This window comes from Bacillus sp. FSL R7-0646, from assembly GCF_037969865.1.
GTDB lineage: Bacteria > Bacillota > Bacilli > Bacillales > Bacillaceae > Bacillus > Bacillus licheniformis.
The window spans coordinates 3,784,831-3,801,272 of the sequence record NZ_CP150217.1; the positions used below are offsets into that span (position 1 = coordinate 3,784,831).

Genomic DNA, 16,442 nt, shown 5'->3' on the forward strand with positions numbered 1-16,442 from the left:
CGTTTTGAAGAGCCCAAAATACATACTACCTAGTTCGCCTGTGAAAGTCAAGATCGATTTAAACATGAATTCCGTTCAGAAGGCAATTACTCTTCGTCTTCCTCTTCATCAAAATCTTCATCATCATCCAGGATCTCGTCTTCAAGATCATCCAGCTCATCATCGTCGGCTTCATCGATTTCATCGAATTCATCGGCGTCAATGTCCAAATCTTCTTCGACATCGTCAAGAAGAATATCATCCTCGTCGATTTCTTCGAATTCGTCAAGATCAAGATCTTCTTCAACCGCTTTTTTCGCTTTTTTCTTTTTCGCTTTTACAGTCGGCTGGGTTTCTTCATCAAGCTGATCATACGGATACCAGCTGCGCAGGCCCCACGTTTGGTCTGACAGCGCCAAAAAGCGTCCGTCGATATTTAAATCTGTGTAGAACTGGGCGATGCGGTCTTCCAGCTCTTCTTTCCCCATTCCAAGCAAGGAAGCCACTTGATCTGTTAGCTCCTGGAATGTAATCGGTTTTTTGTGTTCCGAGAAAATTTCGTATGCGATTTCAACTAAAGCCATTTCCTTTAGCTGCTCCTCTGAGTATTGTTTCAAACTCATCGCCAGACACTCCCTTTCTATCTTCATGTATGTATCTACTATCTCTGTCATAGAAAATAAGCATGTAATCCCTGTCTTTACGACAAACCATACCTCTCATTATAAACAAAAGAAATCACTTTATGCCACCTTTATTCCCGTTAATTCAATAATTTTTGCCGGTTGCATTGGAAATCGGCGGCAAGCGGGATTGAAACATAGAACAGCCGGGAGCGTCCGGCCCCTTCAAAACAAAAAAACTGCGCCGGCAGCCTGTCCGCCGGCGGCAGATCAAGCCGGGCCAGACGGCGATTTTCCACCCTTATTTCATCAGCATTCTCGAAATGACGAGCTTCTGAATTTCCTGCGTACCTTCATAGATCTGTGTGATTTTTGCATCGCGCATAAAGCGCTCGACCGGATAATCCTTTGTGTAGCCGTACCCGCCGAATATTTGCACGGCCTCCGTCGTCACTTTCATGGCCGTATCCCCTGCGTAAAGCTTTGACATGGCAGAAGCCTTTCCATAAGGCAGTCCTTCTGATTCCAGCCATGCCGCCTGGTAGGTTAAAAGCCTTGAAGCTTCAATCTCCGTCGCCATATCAGCCAGTTTAAAAGCGATGCCCTGCTGCTCGGCGATCGGCCTGCCGAATTGCTTCCGCTCTTTCGCATACGCCTTCGCCGCCTCAAATGCGCCCTGGGCAATCCCGACGGCTTGAGCGGCAATTCCGTTTCTGCCTCCATCGAGCGTCTTCATCGCGATTTTAAAGCCTTCACCTTCCCCGCCAAGGCGGTTTTTTAAAGGCACGCGGCAGTCCTGAAAGATGATTTCGGTTGTCGGTGATGAACGGATGCCCAGTTTCCTCTCTTTTTTTCCGACAGAAAAGCCGGGGAAGTCCTTTTCAACGATAAAGGCGGTTGTGCCTTTGTGTTTCTGTTCCGGGGCAAGGTTGGCAAACACGATGTAGAAGTCCGCGATTCCGCCGTTTGTGATAAAGATCTTCGTCCCGTTCAAAATATATTCATCGCCTTTTTTTTCTGCGGTCGTTTTCATGCCGCCGGCATCGGAGCCTGAACCGGGCTCCGTCAATCCGTAGGCTCCTATCTTTTCGCCGCGGGCCATCGGCTTTAAATATTCCTGTTTCTGTTCTTCTGTTCCAAATGCATAAATCGGCCAGCCCGCAAGCGATGTATGGGCAGACAAGGTGACACCCGTTGAGGCGCAGACTTTCGAAAGCTCTTCAACCGCGATGACGTAGGCGAGATAGTCGCTGCCGATTCCCCCGTATTCCTCTGGCCACGGTATACCCGTGAGCCCCAATTCCGCCATTTTTGCAAACAGTTCCATGTCAAACCGCTCTTCCTCATCCCGCTCTTTCGCAGTCGGCTCCACCTCGTGATGGGCAAAGTCGCGCACCATCTTCTGTATCATTTGGTGCTCTTCACTCAGCTTAAAGATCATCCTTTTTCCCCCTTTGACACCTTATAAATGTTTACCGATGACGATCCGCTGGATCTCGCTCGTGCCCTCATAAATTTCACACACTTTCGCATCCCTGAAATATCGTTCAGCGCTGAAATCCTTTGTGTATCCGAAATCTCCGAGCAGCTGCACGGCCTCTCCGGCGACATACATCGCCGTTTCCGAAGCGAACAATTTGGCCATTGAAGCAGCTTTCCCCGTCTGCATGCCTTGCTGTTTCAACGAGGCGGCCTGGTAGACGAGAAGCCTGGCCGCCTCTGTCCTCGCCGCCATGTCGGCCAGCTTAAAGGCAAGCGCTTGGCCGTTCTTATACAGCTCTCCGTCCGGATACCGTTTTTTTAGAAATTGAACGGCTTCAGAAAGCGCTCCCTCGGCGATACCCAGAGCCTGCGCCGCAATTCCGATCCGGCCGGTATCCAGGTTGGACAGGGCAATTTTGAATCCCATTCCTTCCTCCCCCAGCAGCTGCCGGGCGGGAATGACAGCGTTATCAAAATTTAAAGTGACCGTTAGCGAACCGTGGAGCCCCATTTTCTCTTCATTTTTTCCGATGAAAAAGCCCGGCGTGCCCTTCTCCACGATAAAAGCGGAAATGCCTCCCGTTCCCGCCTCCGGATCGGTTGAAGCGAAAACAAGATAAATGTCCGCGGCTCCGCCGTTTGTAATAAAAACTTTCGTTCCGTTCAGCACATAGGTATCGCCGCGCTTTTCGGCCCTAGTTTTTAGACTGCCCGCATCGGAACCGGCACTCGGTTCGGTTAAACAAAAAGCTCCCAAGTACTGCCCTGCTGCCAGCTTTTTAACGTAGTGCTCTTTTTGCCGCTCATTACCGTTTAAAAGAATGGGAATGGTGACAATTGACGTGTGTACAGATAGAACCGCACCAAGAACGGCGCTTTTCTTTGACAGCTCATGTATGGTCATCATATAGGTGATAAAGTCATGACCGGCCCCGTTGTACTTAGCCGGTATCGGAAGCCCCATCCAGCCGCGCTCCGCCATTTTCTTCAAAAGAGAGGTTGGAAAACGGCCTTTTTCCATTTCAGGTACAAAAGGAGCGACCTCCTGTTTGACAAAATCCCTTACAACCTTCTGCATGCGGGTCTGCTCTTCTGTAAACTGAAAATTCAAGCTCACCCCTCCTTATGTCGGCTGCTTTTCATACGTATAAAACCCTCTGCCCGTTTTCTTTCCGAGTCGTCCTGCGCTGACATATTGTTTAAGGAGCGGACAAGGCCTGTACTTATCGTCGCCAAAGCCTTCATGCAGCGTCTCCATAATATACAGACACGTATCCAGACCGATCAGATCGGCGAGAGCCAACGGGCCCATCGGATGGTTCATGCCAAGCTTCATGATTCCGTCTATGCTTTCTTTCTCGGCGATGCCTTCATAAAGTGCAAAAACCGCCTCATTAATCATCGGCATTAAGATGCGGTTGGAGATAAATCCCGGGAAATCCCGCACCTCTATCGGAACCTTGTTCATCCGCTCCGCCGCAGCCACGACGGTTTCATATGTTTCGCCGCTCGTCTCAAGCCCCCTGATGACTTCGACAAGCTGCATGACGGGAACCGGGTTCATAAAATGCATGCCGATGACGTTATGAGGTTTTTTTGTGACGGCAGCAAGTTCCGTAATCGACAGGGACGATGTATTTGATGCCAATATCGCTGAGTCTTCGGTCACTTCATCAAGCCGCGTGAAAATGTCTTTTTTTACGTCCATTTGTTCAACAGCCGCTTCAATGATGAGAAAAGCTTCCCGCGCTTCGTCGAGCGCAGCCGACGGAGAAAGGCGCTGGTAGATTTGCTTCACATCTTCATGCGGCAGCTTGCCTTTTTCCGCCTGTCTGAAAAGCTGGCCGGAAATGCGCTTCATTCCTTTTTCAATTTGTTCAGGTGATACGTCATACATGTAAACATTGTATCCGGCCTGGGCAGAGACCTGAGCGATCCCGGACCCCATCTGGCCGGCTCCGATGACCATGATCGTGTCTTTTTTCATCTGAAATCCCCCTTTTTATACCTCGATCATCACGGCGTCTCCCTGGCCGCCGCCGCTGCAAATGGCAGCAATCCCTATACCGCCGCCGCGCCGTTTTAATTCGTACATAAGCGTTAAAATGATTCTTGCTCCGCTCGCGCCGATCGGATGGCCGATCGCAATGGCGCCGCCGTTGACATTGACCTTCTCCATGTCAAGACCCGCGATCTTTCCGCTTGCCAAAGCAACCGCAGCGAAAGCTTCATTGATTTCAAACAGTTTGATATCAGAAAGCTCAGCTCCCGTTTTGTTAAGCAGTTCTCTGATGACAAGCCCGGGGGTTTTCGGAAAGTCTTTTGCTTCGACTGCAATTGATGTGTGCGCTTTAATGACGGCCGGCGCCTTCACATTGAGTTCCTTTGCCTTGTCTTCATTCATCACGATAAGTGAGCATGCCCCATCATTTACCCCCGGCGCGTTTCCCGCCGTAATTGTCCCATTATGGTCAAAAACCGGGGCAAGCTTTGACAGCCTTTCCATTGACGTGTCGCGCCGCGGTGCTTCATCTTGATCGACCGTTAATTCGCCGCCCCGCTTCTCTTGGATGCTGACCGGGACGATCTCTTCTCCTAGCGCGCCTGAATCCGCAGCGTGTACGGCTCGCATGTGGCTCCTGAGCGCCCACCGATCCTGCTCTTCCCTAGCAATCTCCAACTCTTTCGCAGCGGCATTTCCGTAGGAGCCCATGTGAACGCCCGTAAATGAGCATGTCAGCCCGTCTGCGATCATCAAATCTTTAACCGCCCCGTCTCCCATCCTCAGCCCCCACCTCGCTTTTTGAAGCAAATAAGGGGCGTTTGACATCGATTCCATACCTCCGGCGGCAATGACCTCCGCATCACCGGCCCTGATGATCTGATCCGCCATTGTGACGCTTCTTAAACCTGAAGCGCACACTTTATTAATCGTTTCCGTTTTGACGTCCCACGGGAGTCCCGCAAAACGCGCGGCCTGCCTCGACGGCAGCTGCCCCTGTCCGCCTTGAAGTACGGAGCCCATGATGACTTCATCGACATCCTCAGGATTTACACCGGAACGTTTTAATGCCTCTTTTACGGCGATTCCGCCGAGCTCCGCAGCCGTCTTTGACTGAAGCGCGCCCCCGAGTTTTCCAAAAGGCGTGCGTGCGCCGCCTGCAATAACTGATCTCGCCACCTGACATCCTCTCCCCTTATCATGATTTGTACATACCGAAGATAAAAGAAGGCGGAGATCCGGCTCACACCTTCTTTATTTAAAACCTGAAATCCGTCTATGAGGCATGTTCTTTTTGCTCTGACCCGAATACGGCGCGTTCAAGCAGCTCCGCTACATCATACGTGCCGACCTGATCCTCCAATTCCTTGGCTTTTGTTCCGTCGCCGAGCATCGTCAAACAGTAAGGACAGCCCGAGCTGATGACAGAAGGTGATGTGCTGAGCGCCTGCTCCGTTCTGGCAACGTTGATCCTCGCGCCCGCCTCTTCCTCCATCCACATGAGGCCGCCCCCCGCTCCGCAGCACATTCCGTTTTCACGGCTGCGCTCCATTTCCGCTAAACGGATGCCCGGAATGGAGCGGAGAATAGCGCGCGGCGGATCGTAAACCTCGTTGTAGCGGCCCAAATAGCATGAATCATGAAAGGTGACGGTTTCGTGAACCGGAAACTCAGGTTTCAGCTTTCCTTCTTCAATGAGGGCAGCAAGAATTTCTGTATGATGATAAACTTCCGCTTTCAGACCAAAATCAGGATATTCATTTTTGAAAATATTGTATGCATGCGGGTCGATAGTTACAATTTTTTGAACATCATTTTTTTCAAATTCCTCAATGTTTTTTGCAGCTAGCTCCTGGAATAAAAACTCGTTGCCAAGCCGTCTCGGCGTATCGCCTGAATTTTTTTCTTTATTGCCTAATATCGCGAACGTGACCCCGGCTTGATTGAGGAGGCGAGCGAAAGCCATGGCGATCTTCTGGCTTCTCCGGTCATACGATCCCATCGACCCGACCCAAAACAGGTATTCAAAGGACTCGCCTTTTTTCTTCATTTCTTTTACTGTCGGCACCTCAACATCGTCTCTTATATCACGCCAGTTTTCACGTTCTTTTCGGTTTAATCCCCAAGGGTTCCCCTGCCTTTCAATGCTCGTCATGGCGCGTTGGGCATCTGCATCCATTTTTCCTTCTGTGAGCACGAGATAGCGGCGGAGATCGATGATCTTATCGACGTGCTCATTCATGACCGGGCACTGATCTTCACAATTCCGGCATGTTGTGCAGGCCCAAATTTCTTCTTCTGTGATGATGTCGCCGATTAAGCTCGGGTTGTAAAGTTCTGAAGCAGCCGCTTCCCTTGACCCTTCTCCCCCTGCCGCCATGGCCAGCTGGTTGCCTTTCGTATGCTGAAAGAGCGGTGCGGGTACCCAAGGCGTTCTCGATGTCACTGCTGCTCCCTTTTCTGTCAAATGGTCTCTGAGCCGCAAAATCAGATCCATCGGCGAAAGCATCTTGCCTGTTCCTGTAGCCGGGCACATATTGGTACAGCGCCCGCATTCCACGCATGCGTAAAGGTCGATCAGCTGGGACTGCCTGAATTCCTCGATCCGTCCGACGCCGAACGTTTCTTTTGTTTCATCTTCAAAATCGATTTTTTGAAGCTTTCCCGGGTTTGTCAGCCGGCTGAAAAATACGTTTGCCGGTCCGGCAATTAAGTGGGCGTGCTTTGACTGCGGTACATAGACTAAAAATGTCAGCAGGATGAGAAGGTGCGCCCACCACGCCGCGTAGAACACTGCCGCTGAAGCGGTTTCCCCCATAAAGCCGAAGGCAAAAGCGATGCCTGATGCCATCGGTTCGTGCCATGATAATGAATGTTCATGCCAGATCATGTTCATACCGTTTCCGAGTAAAACGGTAAACATCAAGCCGCCGATCAGCATGAGCACGATCCCCGACTTAAAATTGCGCTTCAGCCTGACGAGTTTTTCTATATACCGCCTGTGAAAAGCCCAGACTACCGCAATTAAAATCATCAGTGTGACGATTTCCTGAAAAAACGTAAACGCCGGGTAGACGCCGCCAAGCGGAAGACCTTGATCAGGAACGAGCCCTTTCAAAATAAAATCGATCGCTCCGAACTGAACGAGAATAAAGCCGTAAAAAAACATGACATGGATGATGCCGCTTTTTTTATCTTTAAGCAGTTTCTTTTGGCCGAACACGTTCTCCCATATCTTTTGAAGGCGCTCCTTCGTCCGCTTATCAAAATCCTCTTTTTGTCCGAGCCTGATGTAACTGATTCTCGTTCTGATCAAATAGACGAACAGATAAACGGCGTAAACGGTTACACCTAAAAACGCAATGAAATTCAACGACAGCAAGACATTCATCAGCTGCTCCCCCTTTCATTTCCCCAACCTTAAATCCCCTTGAACTACCTTTATCTTAAATAATGAATGAGTGTTCAGTCAATATATTTTCATAAATGCAGGAAAATAGGGGGACACTATTCTTTACACGAAAAAAGGGAGTGTCTTCATTGGTGCCGCTTATGATTATGGTATGTTTTCTCATCCTGCTTCTTGCGCTCGATTTCCATTTTGGCCGCAAAGCCTTTGAGAAGAAAGCCTACGAGCCCGTTTTTTCAGAGAAGAAAAGCGATATTGAACTGATTCATAATGGAGAAGACTTGTGTGAGCGGCTGCTGGATGACATCCGCCAGGCCGAATCGTCGGTGCATGTCATGTTTTATATTGTGAAGAACGATGACATCAGCCTTGAATTTTTGAAGGTGCTGAAGGATAAAGCGAAATCCGGCGTATGCGTACGATTGCTGATCGACCGGATCGGCGCGATGAAGGTGAAGAAAAAAACGCTCTCCGGCCTGAAACAAAGCGGTGTGCACGTTTTTTTCGCCAACAAGCCGGGCTTCCCCTATTTCTTTTACCGGCTGAATGCGAGGAATCATCGAAAAATCGCCGTCATAGACGGAAAGATCGGCTATGTGGGCGGATTTAACATCGCGAAAGAATACCTTGGTAAAAAAGCGGAATTCGGACCGTGGAAGGATTACCATTTGCGAATGACGGGAGAAGGCGTTGCCGACTTGCAGCACATTTTTATATCGGACTTCAAAAGAGAAGCGCCGCAGGCAAAGCCGGCCAACAGCGTATTTCCGCCGCTGCAGCAAGGAGCTGTCACCCATACAACCCATGCGACAAAGGGATTTTCTCTAGAGGAAAAATACATTTCATTTATCGAACAGGCAAAAGAAAGAATCATGATTTGCACGCCGTACTATATTCCGAGCCCGGCTTTGCAGCAGGCTGTTCTCTCAGCCAGGGAAAGGGGCGTGATCGTGTCGGTTCTCGTGCCGATGAAACCCGATCATCCGCTTGTCAAAGAGGCCGCCTACACGCACTTTCCAGCCCTTTTAAAAGCGGGCTGCTATATTTACCGGTACTACAGAGGCTTTTATCATGCAAAAGCATTAATCGTCGATGACCGGCATGTGATGATCGGAACATCGAATTTTGACAACAGGAGCCTGTTTCTCAATGATGAAGTGAATGTCGTCATCCATGATAAAGACTGGACAAAGCAATTCTTCGACGTCGTCAAGGAAAGCATTGAACACGCCGAGCTTCTGACAAAGGAGCGGTATGCGAAGCGGCCGGTGATGCAGCGGCCCGTCGAATGGCTGGCGAAATCGATTTCATTCTTTTTATAAAACGTACGTTTATCCTGCATGACATGCGGGTAACATTTCACCAAAGTGATGATTACATACGGAGGGGATGTACGATGAACCAAGCAGAGTCGATTAAACTCCGCGCCCAATCGATGACGTTAAAAAACTTGATTGAGCTGTACAAGCTTTGCCGCTCAGCCAGACATCAGCTATATATATGCTCAAGAAAAACGATGTGCAAAATCAAAGATTTAATTGAGCTGGAAATGTTCAGAATGGCCAATCGCGAAAATGAGTGCCTGATTGTCATCGAAGGGAAAATGGCGCAGGAATTAGTAAAAAAAGCACAATCGATTCTTTCTGACGCTCAAGTTCAATAAGGGAAGGCGGAAGTTCTTCCTTTGCGAGACGCCTCCTCACCAAATCAAGAAAAAATCCCCCGTTCAATGGACGGGGGATTCGTTTTACATTTTTTCAGGCGCTGATACGCCGATCAGCTTGAGGGCATTATTTAATGTGATTTGCGTTGCTTTCATCAATGATAAACGGGCCCGGCTTTTTTCTTCATCTGCCGGATCGAGGACTTTCTCAGCATTGTAAAAGCTGTGAAGCACAGATGCCAATTCAAAAATATAGTTTGTAATGCGGTGCGGAATCCGCTTCTCTGCGGCATCAGCGACGGCCTCAGGGAACGAGCCGATCACTTTAAGCAGATCATACTCTTTCTCAGAACCGATCTTCGTAAGATCAAGGTTCCCTTCAAAAGAAATGCCTTTTTCTTCGCCTTGGCGCAGCATGCTGCAAATTCTCGCATGGGCGTACTGCGCGTAGTAAACTGGATTCTCATTAGATGTTGAGACGGCCAGATCAAGGTCAAAGTCCATATGGGTATCGGCGCTGCGCATCGCAAAGAAGTAACGCACAGCGTCAAGGCCGACCTCATCAATAAGATCGCGCATTGTGACGGCTTTTCCGGTTCTTTTGCTCATTTTCATTTTTTCGCCGTTTTTGTAAAGGTGGACGAGCTGAATGATCTCGACCTCAAGCGTTTCTTTGTCATAACCGAGCGCTTCAATAGCCGCTTTCATGCGCGGGATATAGCCGTGATGGTCTGCTCCCCATACATTGATCAGCTTTTGGAAGCCGCGGTCAAGCTTGTCTTTGTGATAAGCGATGTCAGGCAGAAGATACGTGTAGGATCCGTCTTTTTTGATCAGCACGCGGTCTTTGTCATCGCCGAACGCCGTCGAGCGGAACCATGTCGCTCCGTCTTCTTCATAGATATGCCCTTTTTCGCGAAGGGCTTCGAGCGCCTGATCGATCTTTCCGTTTTGGTAAAGCGATGTCTCAGAGTACCAGACATCAAATGGGACACGGAAATTCTCCAGGTCTTCACGAAGTTTGCCCAATTCGTACTTTAAGCCGTATTCGCGGAAAAACGCGAGGCGTTCGCTCTCTTCTTCATGAACAAAACGATCGCCGAATTCGTCGGCGAGCTTTTGGCCGATTTCCTTAATATCTTCGCCGTGATACCCGTCTTCAGGCATCGGCTTATCTTTTCCAAGCGCCTGAAAGTAACGGGCTTCGACGGATAACGCGAGGTTGTTGATTTGATTGCCGGCATCGTTGATATAATATTCGCGGCTCACTTCATACCCCGCTTTTTCAAGTACATTGCAGAGGGAATCTCCGACAGCGGCTCCGCGGGCATGTCCAAGGTGCAGGTTGCCCGTCGGGTTTGCTGAGACGAATTCCACCTGGACGCGTTCCCCGCCCCCGATATTTGTTTCACCGTAGGCCTCTCCTGCTTCAAGCACAGCCGGAATCAGCTTCGTTAAATATTGATTGTTCATGTAGAAATTGATAAAGCCAGGTCCTGCGATATCAAGTTTGTCGATCGACGCTTTTCCTTTGTCAAAGGATGCGACGATTTCTTCGGCAATATTCCGCGGCGCTTTTTTGGCGATTCTCGCCAGCTGCATAGCCATATTAGTGGAATAGTCGCCATGCGACTTGTCTTTCGGAACTTCCAGTACGACTTCTGGAATCTCGCTTTCTTCGGCGAGGCCGGCTTTCATGACAGCTTCCTTAATTTCCTGCTTCAGCACATCTTTCATTTGTTCGACTATGTTCATGACTCGTGTCCTCCTCTATACGAAATCGACATCTTATGTAAATGCTTTTGTTCATCGCTTACAATCATATCGTACTCAATGCTGATCTTTCCGTCCGGCGGCTGATGTGTGACTGATACAGCTTTAGTATCCACGCCGAGCTCGAGTCTGCCGAATGGCATTTTATAATGAGTGACGGTGCGGCTGCCCGGCCTGAAGCGCTGTTTCATTTCGATGGCGCCGGAACGCATGACCAGAACTTCGTTTTCACTTGCCTTGACGATCGTCTTCACCTTTCCAGCATCATGCTCTTCATGATAAGAAAGATATATTTTATCTTTTTTCATATAATAAAATCCAGTTGTCCGGAACTCGATCGTCTCCGTGTCCGATCCTTCCCGGATAACAGATTTCACATAGATATGAACGGGTGTCTCCTGATCCATTCCGACACTTCCTTTTTCGATCCGATTTGACTTGATTAGTATAATCATTCGGGAAAAAAAGTTCAACCGCAGCTCCTTTATATCATCTTAACAGAACGGACGGGAAGATAAACCATTTTCTAAGAAAAAAGCCGTCCTGAAAAAAGGACAGCCTGTTTTATTTCACCCAGCCGAGCAGCATTTCGCGAATCAGCTTGCTTGCCGTATTTGCGGTTTGTTCCGAATGGTCATAGACAGGAGCGACTTCGACAAGGTCTCCTCCAACGACATTGACGTCTGAGCGGGCGATTTCGTGAATCGAAGCGAGCAGCTCTTTGGATGTGATGCCTCCGGCGTCAACCGTACCGGTTCCCGGCGCATGCGCGGGATCTAAGACATCGATGTCGATCGTCACATAAACCGGACGCCCCGCGAGTTTCGGCAGGACGGCTTTAAGCGGCTCAAGCACTTCAAATTTAGAAATGTGCATGCCGTTTTCTTTTGCCCATTCAAATTCTTCTTTCATGCCGGAGCGGATGCCGAATGAATAGACATTGCCGGGTCCGATCAGTTCCGCGGCTTTACGGATCGGCGTCGAATGCGAGAGCGGCTCTCCTTCATAGTCGACGCGGAGATCTGTGTGCGCATCCATATGGATGATGGCAAGATCGGGATATTTTTTGTACATCGCTTTAATGACCGGCCATGAAACGAGATGCTCTCCCCCCATACCGAGCGGGAATTTTCCTTTATCTAAAATGCTGTCGACATATTCTTCAATCATGTCGAGGCTCTTCTGCGGGTTCCCGAAAGGCAGCGGGATGTCGCCGGCGTCAAAGAAATGAACCTCTTCCAGCTCCCTGTCCAAATAAGGGCTGTATTCTTCAAGTCCGATGGACACCTCGCGGATTCTCGCCGGACCGAAGCGGGAGCCGGGACGGTAGCTGACCGTCCAATCCATCGGCATGCCGTAAAGGATGGCGTCCGCCTCTTCCCAATCGGGGCGGCTTGCGATAAACACCTTGCCGGAATATGCTTCATCAAATCTCATCTTCAAAAACCTCCCTGAAAAAAAGCGCAGAATGCCATCCTGCGCCAAACTGTTTTATTTGATTAAATCGCTGACGAATTTCGGAAGGACGAATGCCGCTTTATGAATTTCTTTTGTGTAGTATTTCGTCTCAATATCAAAGAAGCGGCTGTCCTCCACTTCAAGAGGATCGTATTTTTTCGAACCGATCGTAAACGTCCACAATCCGCTTGGATATGTCGGAATGTTGGCCAAATACAGCTTTGTAATCGGGAAGATCTCTTTTACATCGCGCTGAACGTTTGTGATCAGTTCAGGTGTAAACCAAGGGTTGTCCGTCTGAGCAACGAAAATGCCGTCTTCCTTTAGCGCTTTTGCTATGCCGGCGTAAAAGCCTTTTGTAAACAAGTTGACAGCAGGCCCTACTGGCTCGGTTGAATCCACCATGATGACATCGTACTCATTTTCAGATTGGGCAATGTGCATGAAGCCGTCATCGACTTTTACTTCGACGCGCGGATCGTCAAGTTTGCCTGCAATGGAAGGCAAGAATTTCTTGGAATATTCGATCACCTTGCCGTCAATATCGACAAGCGTCGCTTTTTTCACGCTCGGATGCTTCAAAATTTCACGGATAACGCCGCCGTCTCCGCCGCCGACCACAAGCACATGCTCAGGATTCGGATGCGTAAACAGGGGCACGTGCGCCACCATTTCGTGGTAGACAAATTCATCTTTTTCAGATGTCATGACCATGCCGTCCAAAAACAGCATGTTGCCGAATTCTTCAGTCTCGGCCATTTCGAGCTTTTGAAAATCTGTCTGCTCTGTATGTAAAGTCCTGTTGATTTTCATTGTAATACCGAAATTTTTCGTTTGCTTCTCTGTATACCAAAGTCCGCTCAAAGCGTCATCTTCCTTTCGTGATAAGCTGTATTTCAATCTATTTTTCTCGCCTGCGGCGGCGATTATTCTGCACTGAAGCATCGGCTTTTGCCTAAGGAAAAAGTATAGAGGAATTGCAGGTGATTGTAAAGACGGATCGATTCATTTTCAGGAGTCATTCCAAGTCCATTATATTCCCAATCGCCGATTTTTCTTTTATAATGGCTAAGCTAAGCACAGATGTGCATACTGTGCGCTTTTGGAGGTGTTCTCATTTGCAGAGCAAACAACTGCTCAAATTGTATATAACCAGCCGCCGGAAAAGGTTTTTATTGATATTTTTTCTGATCGGAGCGGCCGTTTTGTTTTTCAGCCCCGTTTATATCCGGGAGGCTGCCGTTCCGTCTTTGCCGGATTGGCTTCTCGAAGTCAGCGGATCTGTTTATTTGATGCATATGGTCGCTGTCCTGTCCGCAGCCTGTTTGTTCTACGGCACAGCGAATGGATGCGGCGTTCAGCAGGTGCAATTGCAACAAACAGAACGGTGTTGCCGTTGATTTTGCTCGGCTGCACCGTTTCTGCTTTTGTGATGATCTGCCTGCTGTTTTGGAGTGCGGCCATCGGCTGGTTTACATTCGGCGGCTACGGTGCGGAGAATGTTCATCCTTTTTTTGAGCTGTCGGGTTCTCCCCTCTGGTTTGTTGTCTCACGCCTGTTCATTGACTGGTGGTCGCTTTGCTTTCTGATTTTTCTCGGCTTGGCGGGAGTGCTGATCGCAAAGAAAGAGCAGCTTGCTCTATGGCTGCCGCTTGCGTGGTCCTCGGGTTTAATGCTCCTTTTCAAATTCAATATATCCTTTAAAGGGCTGCTCCCGGGGGAAGGCATGCTGTTGTCCATCCATGCAGCAGGAGCTTCCCCGATTCTGGCCGCATCAGTCAGCGAAGGTGCAGTTTTCGTATTATGGCTGATTTCATATGTGGCGACCGCCAAAAAATAGGATTCCTCATATTGCTGTCTTAATCTCCGCAGAGGGTCTGCCGTTTTTTCCTTCCCGCTTGTTTAAATCCTCCTCTTTTTCCTCATAATGATAAGAACATTTTATTTATCCGGGAGGAGATTTGAACATGGACATAATGACGGACAAGCGGGTCCGTTTAACCATCAAGACGATACGCGCATTTTTGTTCATGGGAGCATTGATGCTGATCTTCCTTTCAATCGTTGTCATGACGGTGGTCTTGGCGGCCAAATGGCAAGGCGCTCCTTCGATTCAGGTGCCGAGGTCTACCGTGCTGTATGACGGAAGCGGAAAGCAAATGGGGGAAACGCATTACGGGCAAAAGCGGTACTGGGTTTCGCTGAAGAACATCAATCCCGCAGTCATCGATGCCACGCTTGCCGTTGAAGACCGGAACTTTTTCCGGCACCACGGCTTTGACTATATGAGGATGGGCGGCGCCCTCATTGCCGATTTAAAGGCGATGTCCAAAGTTCAGGGAGCCAGCACCATCACCCAGCAATATGCGAGAAACCTCTACCTCGGCCACGATAAAACATGGAAAAGAAAGTGGAATGAAGCTTTTTATACGATAAGGCTTGAACAAAACTACACAAAGAAAGATATTTTGGAAGGCTATTTAAATACGATTTATTACGGGCATGGAGCATACGGAATCGAAGCGGCTTCCCGGCTGTATTTTGGCAAGCGGGCCAAAGATATCAATACGGCGGAGGCTGCAATGCTTGCCGGCATTCCAAAGGGTCCTTCAGTTTATTCGCCCTTTGTCAATGAAAAAAAAGCGAAAGAACGCCAGGAAATGATCCTGACAATGATGGAGAAACAAAACAAGCTGACGGAAATGCAGGCGGCAGCACTGAAAAAAATGCCGCTCCGCTTTGAAAAACAGGATAAGCAAACAACCGAAAAAACCGCTCCGTACTTTTATGACGAAGCTGTTAAAGAAATTTCGCGATTGCTGCGTTTGACGCCGGAGCAAGCGGAAACAGGCGGCTACAACGTATTCACCACGCTCAACCCGCGTCTCCAAAAAATTGCCGAGGATACGATCGAACACACGATAGATTCGTCATCCGACATTCAGGCGGGATTTGCAGCGATCAACCCGTCCGACGGCAGCGTTCTCGCGCTTGTCGGAGGACGCGACTACGAAAAAAGCCCTTTTAACCGCGTAACGCAGGCTATGCGGCAGCCCGGCTCCACCATGAAGCCTTTCCTTTATTATTCGGCGGTTCAAAACGGCTTTACACCGGCCACCCGAATGAGGAGCGCGGAAACGACATTTGAGCTCGGGCAAGGCAGCGCTTATTCCCCGAGCAACTATCACGGCTATTATGCAGACGGTCCGATCACGCTTCTGCAGGCACTGGCTTTGTCCGATAACATTTACGCCGTGAAAACCCACCTTTTCCTCGGCATGGACAAACTGATTGATGCCGCAAAGCAATTCGGCATCAACAGCCCGCTGCAAAAAGTGCCGTCGCTTGCGCTCGGAACATCCCCTGTGAAGCCGATTGAAATGGTGAACGGATACGCCATGTTTGCCAACGGCGGGAAAAAAATCGAACCTTCCTTTATTACGAAAATTACCGATCCGAACGGGAAGGTTCTTTATGAAAAACCGAAGCGGAGCAAACAAATCCTTGACCCAAAAGCGGCTTTTATCACGGCGAACATGATGAGCGGGATGTTCGACAAATCACTCAACGGCTATACATCTGTTACCGGCCGGACGATCGCAGATCAGCTGACGCGCCGATACGCCGGAAAATCGGGAACGACCAGCACCGACAGCTGGATGATCGGCTTTTATCCCGGTCTTGCTTCAGGCGTGTGGACGGGATATGACAAAGAGCGGACAATCGATGCCGTCGCAGAGAAAAACTATGCCAAACAAATTTGGGCTGAGTTTATGGAAAAAGCGCTTGAAGACGCGCCCGCCGCAGCTTTAATGCCGCCTGAAGGCGTGAAAGGGATGTACATCGACCCGGCTACAGGTTATGCGGCGGCGCCCAGCTGCCCGTCCAAATATTTCGCTTATTTTATCAAAGGTACTGAACCCGAGCAGGTTTGCTATGGAAAGGAAATCTATAAGGAGCAAAACGCCGGGCACGAAAAGCCCGCCGCTCCCCCCCATAAGCGGCAAAAGTGGTGGGAAAAATGGTTTAAAAAAGGAGAATAAACTTTTTAGG

Annotated in this window: 16 protein-coding genes; 5 read left to right on the top strand and 11 right to left on the bottom strand. The window is 49.2% G+C overall.

What is annotated here, in order from left to right:
* Nucleotides 1-86 precede the first annotated feature (86 nt).
* The 7 genes from rpoE to MKY62_RS19725 all read right to left on the bottom strand — a co-directional run bounded on the left by rpoE (nucleotide 87) and on the right by MKY62_RS19725 (nucleotide 7,477).
* Nucleotides 87-602 (bottom strand): DNA-directed RNA polymerase subunit delta, encoded by a 516-nt coding sequence (rpoE, locus tag MKY62_RS19695; protein WP_003186065.1) that lies wholly within the window; start codon nucleotides 600-602, stop codon nucleotides 87-89.
* Nucleotides 603-742: 140 nt separating this feature from the next.
* Nucleotides 743-901, bottom strand: a complete 159-nt coding sequence (locus tag MKY62_RS19700) for a hypothetical protein (protein ID WP_016885684.1) — start codon at nucleotides 899-901, stop codon at nucleotides 743-745.
* A 2-nt stretch (nucleotides 902-903) separates the two neighbouring features.
* On the bottom strand, nucleotides 904-2,043 hold the full coding sequence (locus tag MKY62_RS19705) for an acyl-CoA dehydrogenase (RefSeq protein ID WP_003186066.1): 1,140 nt from the start codon (nucleotides 2,041-2,043) through the stop codon (nucleotides 904-906).
* A gap of 21 nt (nucleotides 2,044-2,064) precedes the next feature.
* On the bottom strand, nucleotides 2,065-3,195 hold the full coding sequence (locus MKY62_RS19710) for an acyl-CoA dehydrogenase family protein (protein ID WP_003186067.1): 1,131 nt from the start codon (nucleotides 3,193-3,195) through the stop codon (nucleotides 2,065-2,067).
* A gap of 12 nt (nucleotides 3,196-3,207) precedes the next feature.
* Entirely contained in the window at nucleotides 3,208-4,071 is an 864-nt protein-coding gene (locus tag MKY62_RS19715) for a 3-hydroxybutyryl-CoA dehydrogenase (protein ID WP_003186068.1), read from the bottom strand.
* Nucleotides 4,072-4,086: 15 nt separating this feature from the next.
* On the bottom strand, nucleotides 4,087-5,265 hold the full coding sequence (locus MKY62_RS19720) for an acetyl-CoA C-acetyltransferase (RefSeq protein WP_003186069.1): 1,179 nt from the start codon (nucleotides 5,263-5,265) through the stop codon (nucleotides 4,087-4,089).
* 97 nt (nucleotides 5,266-5,362) lie between these two features.
* Nucleotides 5,363-7,477 carry a heterodisulfide reductase-related iron-sulfur binding cluster gene (locus MKY62_RS19725; protein WP_003186072.1) on the bottom strand — a complete coding sequence of 705 codons (2,115 nt, stop codon included), beginning with the start codon at nucleotides 7,475-7,477 and terminating at the stop codon, nucleotides 5,363-5,365.
* A gap of 149 nt (nucleotides 7,478-7,626) precedes the next feature.
* On the opposite strand from MKY62_RS19725, the gene cls reads away from it, so the two are divergent.
* Nucleotides 7,627-8,817 carry a cardiolipin synthase gene (cls, locus tag MKY62_RS19730; protein WP_003186075.1) on the top strand — a complete coding sequence of 397 codons (1,191 nt, stop codon included), beginning with the start codon at nucleotides 7,627-7,629 and terminating at the stop codon, nucleotides 8,815-8,817.
* A 74-nt stretch (nucleotides 8,818-8,891) separates the two neighbouring features.
* Entirely contained in the window at nucleotides 8,892-9,158 is a 267-nt protein-coding gene (locus MKY62_RS19735) for a hypothetical protein (protein WP_003186076.1), read from the top strand.
* A gap of 84 nt (nucleotides 9,159-9,242) precedes the next feature.
* Here MKY62_RS19735 and argS read toward each other — a convergent pair whose 3' ends face one another.
* The 4 genes from argS to speE form a co-directional block, all read right to left on the bottom strand.
* Nucleotides 9,243-10,913, bottom strand: coding sequence for an arginine--tRNA ligase (argS, locus tag MKY62_RS19740; RefSeq protein ID WP_003186077.1), 1,671 nt, complete (start codon nucleotides 10,911-10,913; stop codon nucleotides 9,243-9,245).
* Nucleotides 10,910-11,338 (bottom strand): DUF1934 family protein, encoded by a 429-nt coding sequence (locus tag MKY62_RS19745; RefSeq protein ID WP_011198397.1) that lies wholly within the window; start codon nucleotides 11,336-11,338, stop codon nucleotides 10,910-10,912. Before MKY62_RS19745 ends, argS begins: the two co-directional genes overlap by 4 nt.
* A 157-nt stretch (nucleotides 11,339-11,495) precedes the next feature.
* Nucleotides 11,496-12,368: an agmatinase gene (gene speB / locus MKY62_RS19750; protein WP_003186079.1), complete on the bottom strand. Its 873-nt coding sequence runs from the start codon at nucleotides 12,366-12,368 to the stop codon at nucleotides 11,496-11,498.
* A gap of 54 nt (nucleotides 12,369-12,422) precedes the next feature.
* Complete coding sequence (speE, locus tag MKY62_RS19755) at nucleotides 12,423-13,253, bottom strand: spermidine synthase (protein WP_003186080.1); 831 nt, start codon at nucleotides 13,251-13,253, stop codon at nucleotides 12,423-12,425.
* Between the two features lie 254 nt (nucleotides 13,254-13,507).
* Here speE and MKY62_RS19760 point away from each other — a divergent pair, with 254 nt between their 5' ends.
* The 3 genes from MKY62_RS19760 (at nucleotide 13,508) to MKY62_RS19770 (ending at nucleotide 16,432) form a co-directional block, all read left to right on the top strand.
* Entirely contained in the window at nucleotides 13,508-13,789 is a 282-nt protein-coding gene (locus tag MKY62_RS19760; protein WP_009329794.1) for a hypothetical protein, read from the top strand.
* Nucleotides 13,780-14,229 carry a hypothetical protein gene (locus MKY62_RS19765; RefSeq protein WP_223307063.1) on the top strand — a complete coding sequence of 150 codons (450 nt, stop codon included), beginning with the start codon at nucleotides 13,780-13,782 and terminating at the stop codon, nucleotides 14,227-14,229. Before MKY62_RS19760 ends, MKY62_RS19765 begins: the two co-directional genes overlap by 10 nt.
* A gap of 127 nt (nucleotides 14,230-14,356) precedes the next feature.
* On the top strand, nucleotides 14,357-16,432 hold the full coding sequence (locus MKY62_RS19770; protein ID WP_003186083.1) for a transglycosylase domain-containing protein: 2,076 nt from the start codon (nucleotides 14,357-14,359) through the stop codon (nucleotides 16,430-16,432).
* Nucleotides 16,433-16,442: the final 10 nt, after the last annotated feature.

Coding starts and splice junctions, on each gene's coding strand:
- MKY62_RS19735 (WP_003186076.1), top strand. CDS start 8,892: ATGAACCAAGCAGAGTCGATTAAACTCCGCGCCCAATCGATGACGTTA.
- MKY62_RS19715 (WP_003186068.1), bottom strand. CDS start 4,071: ATGAAAAAAGACACGATCATGGTCATCGGAGCCGGCCAGATGGGGTCC.
- rpoE (WP_003186065.1), bottom strand. CDS start 602: ATGAGTTTGAAACAATACTCAGAGGAGCAGCTAAAGGAAATGGCTTTA.
- MKY62_RS19725 (WP_003186072.1), bottom strand. CDS start 7,477: ATGAATGTCTTGCTGTCGTTGAATTTCATTGCGTTTTTAGGTGTAACC.
- MKY62_RS19770 (WP_003186083.1), top strand. CDS start 14,357: ATGGACATAATGACGGACAAGCGGGTCCGTTTAACCATCAAGACGATA.
- speB (WP_003186079.1), bottom strand. CDS start 12,368: ATGAGATTTGATGAAGCATATTCCGGCAAGGTGTTTATCGCAAGCCGC.
- MKY62_RS19745 (WP_011198397.1), bottom strand. CDS start 11,338: ATGGATCAGGAGACACCCGTTCATATCTATGTGAAATCTGTTATCCGG.
- MKY62_RS19705 (WP_003186066.1), bottom strand. CDS start 2,043: ATGATCTTTAAGCTGAGTGAAGAGCACCAAATGATACAGAAGATGGTG.
- argS (WP_003186077.1), bottom strand. CDS start 10,913: ATGAACATAGTCGAACAAATGAAAGATGTGCTGAAGCAGGAAATTAAG.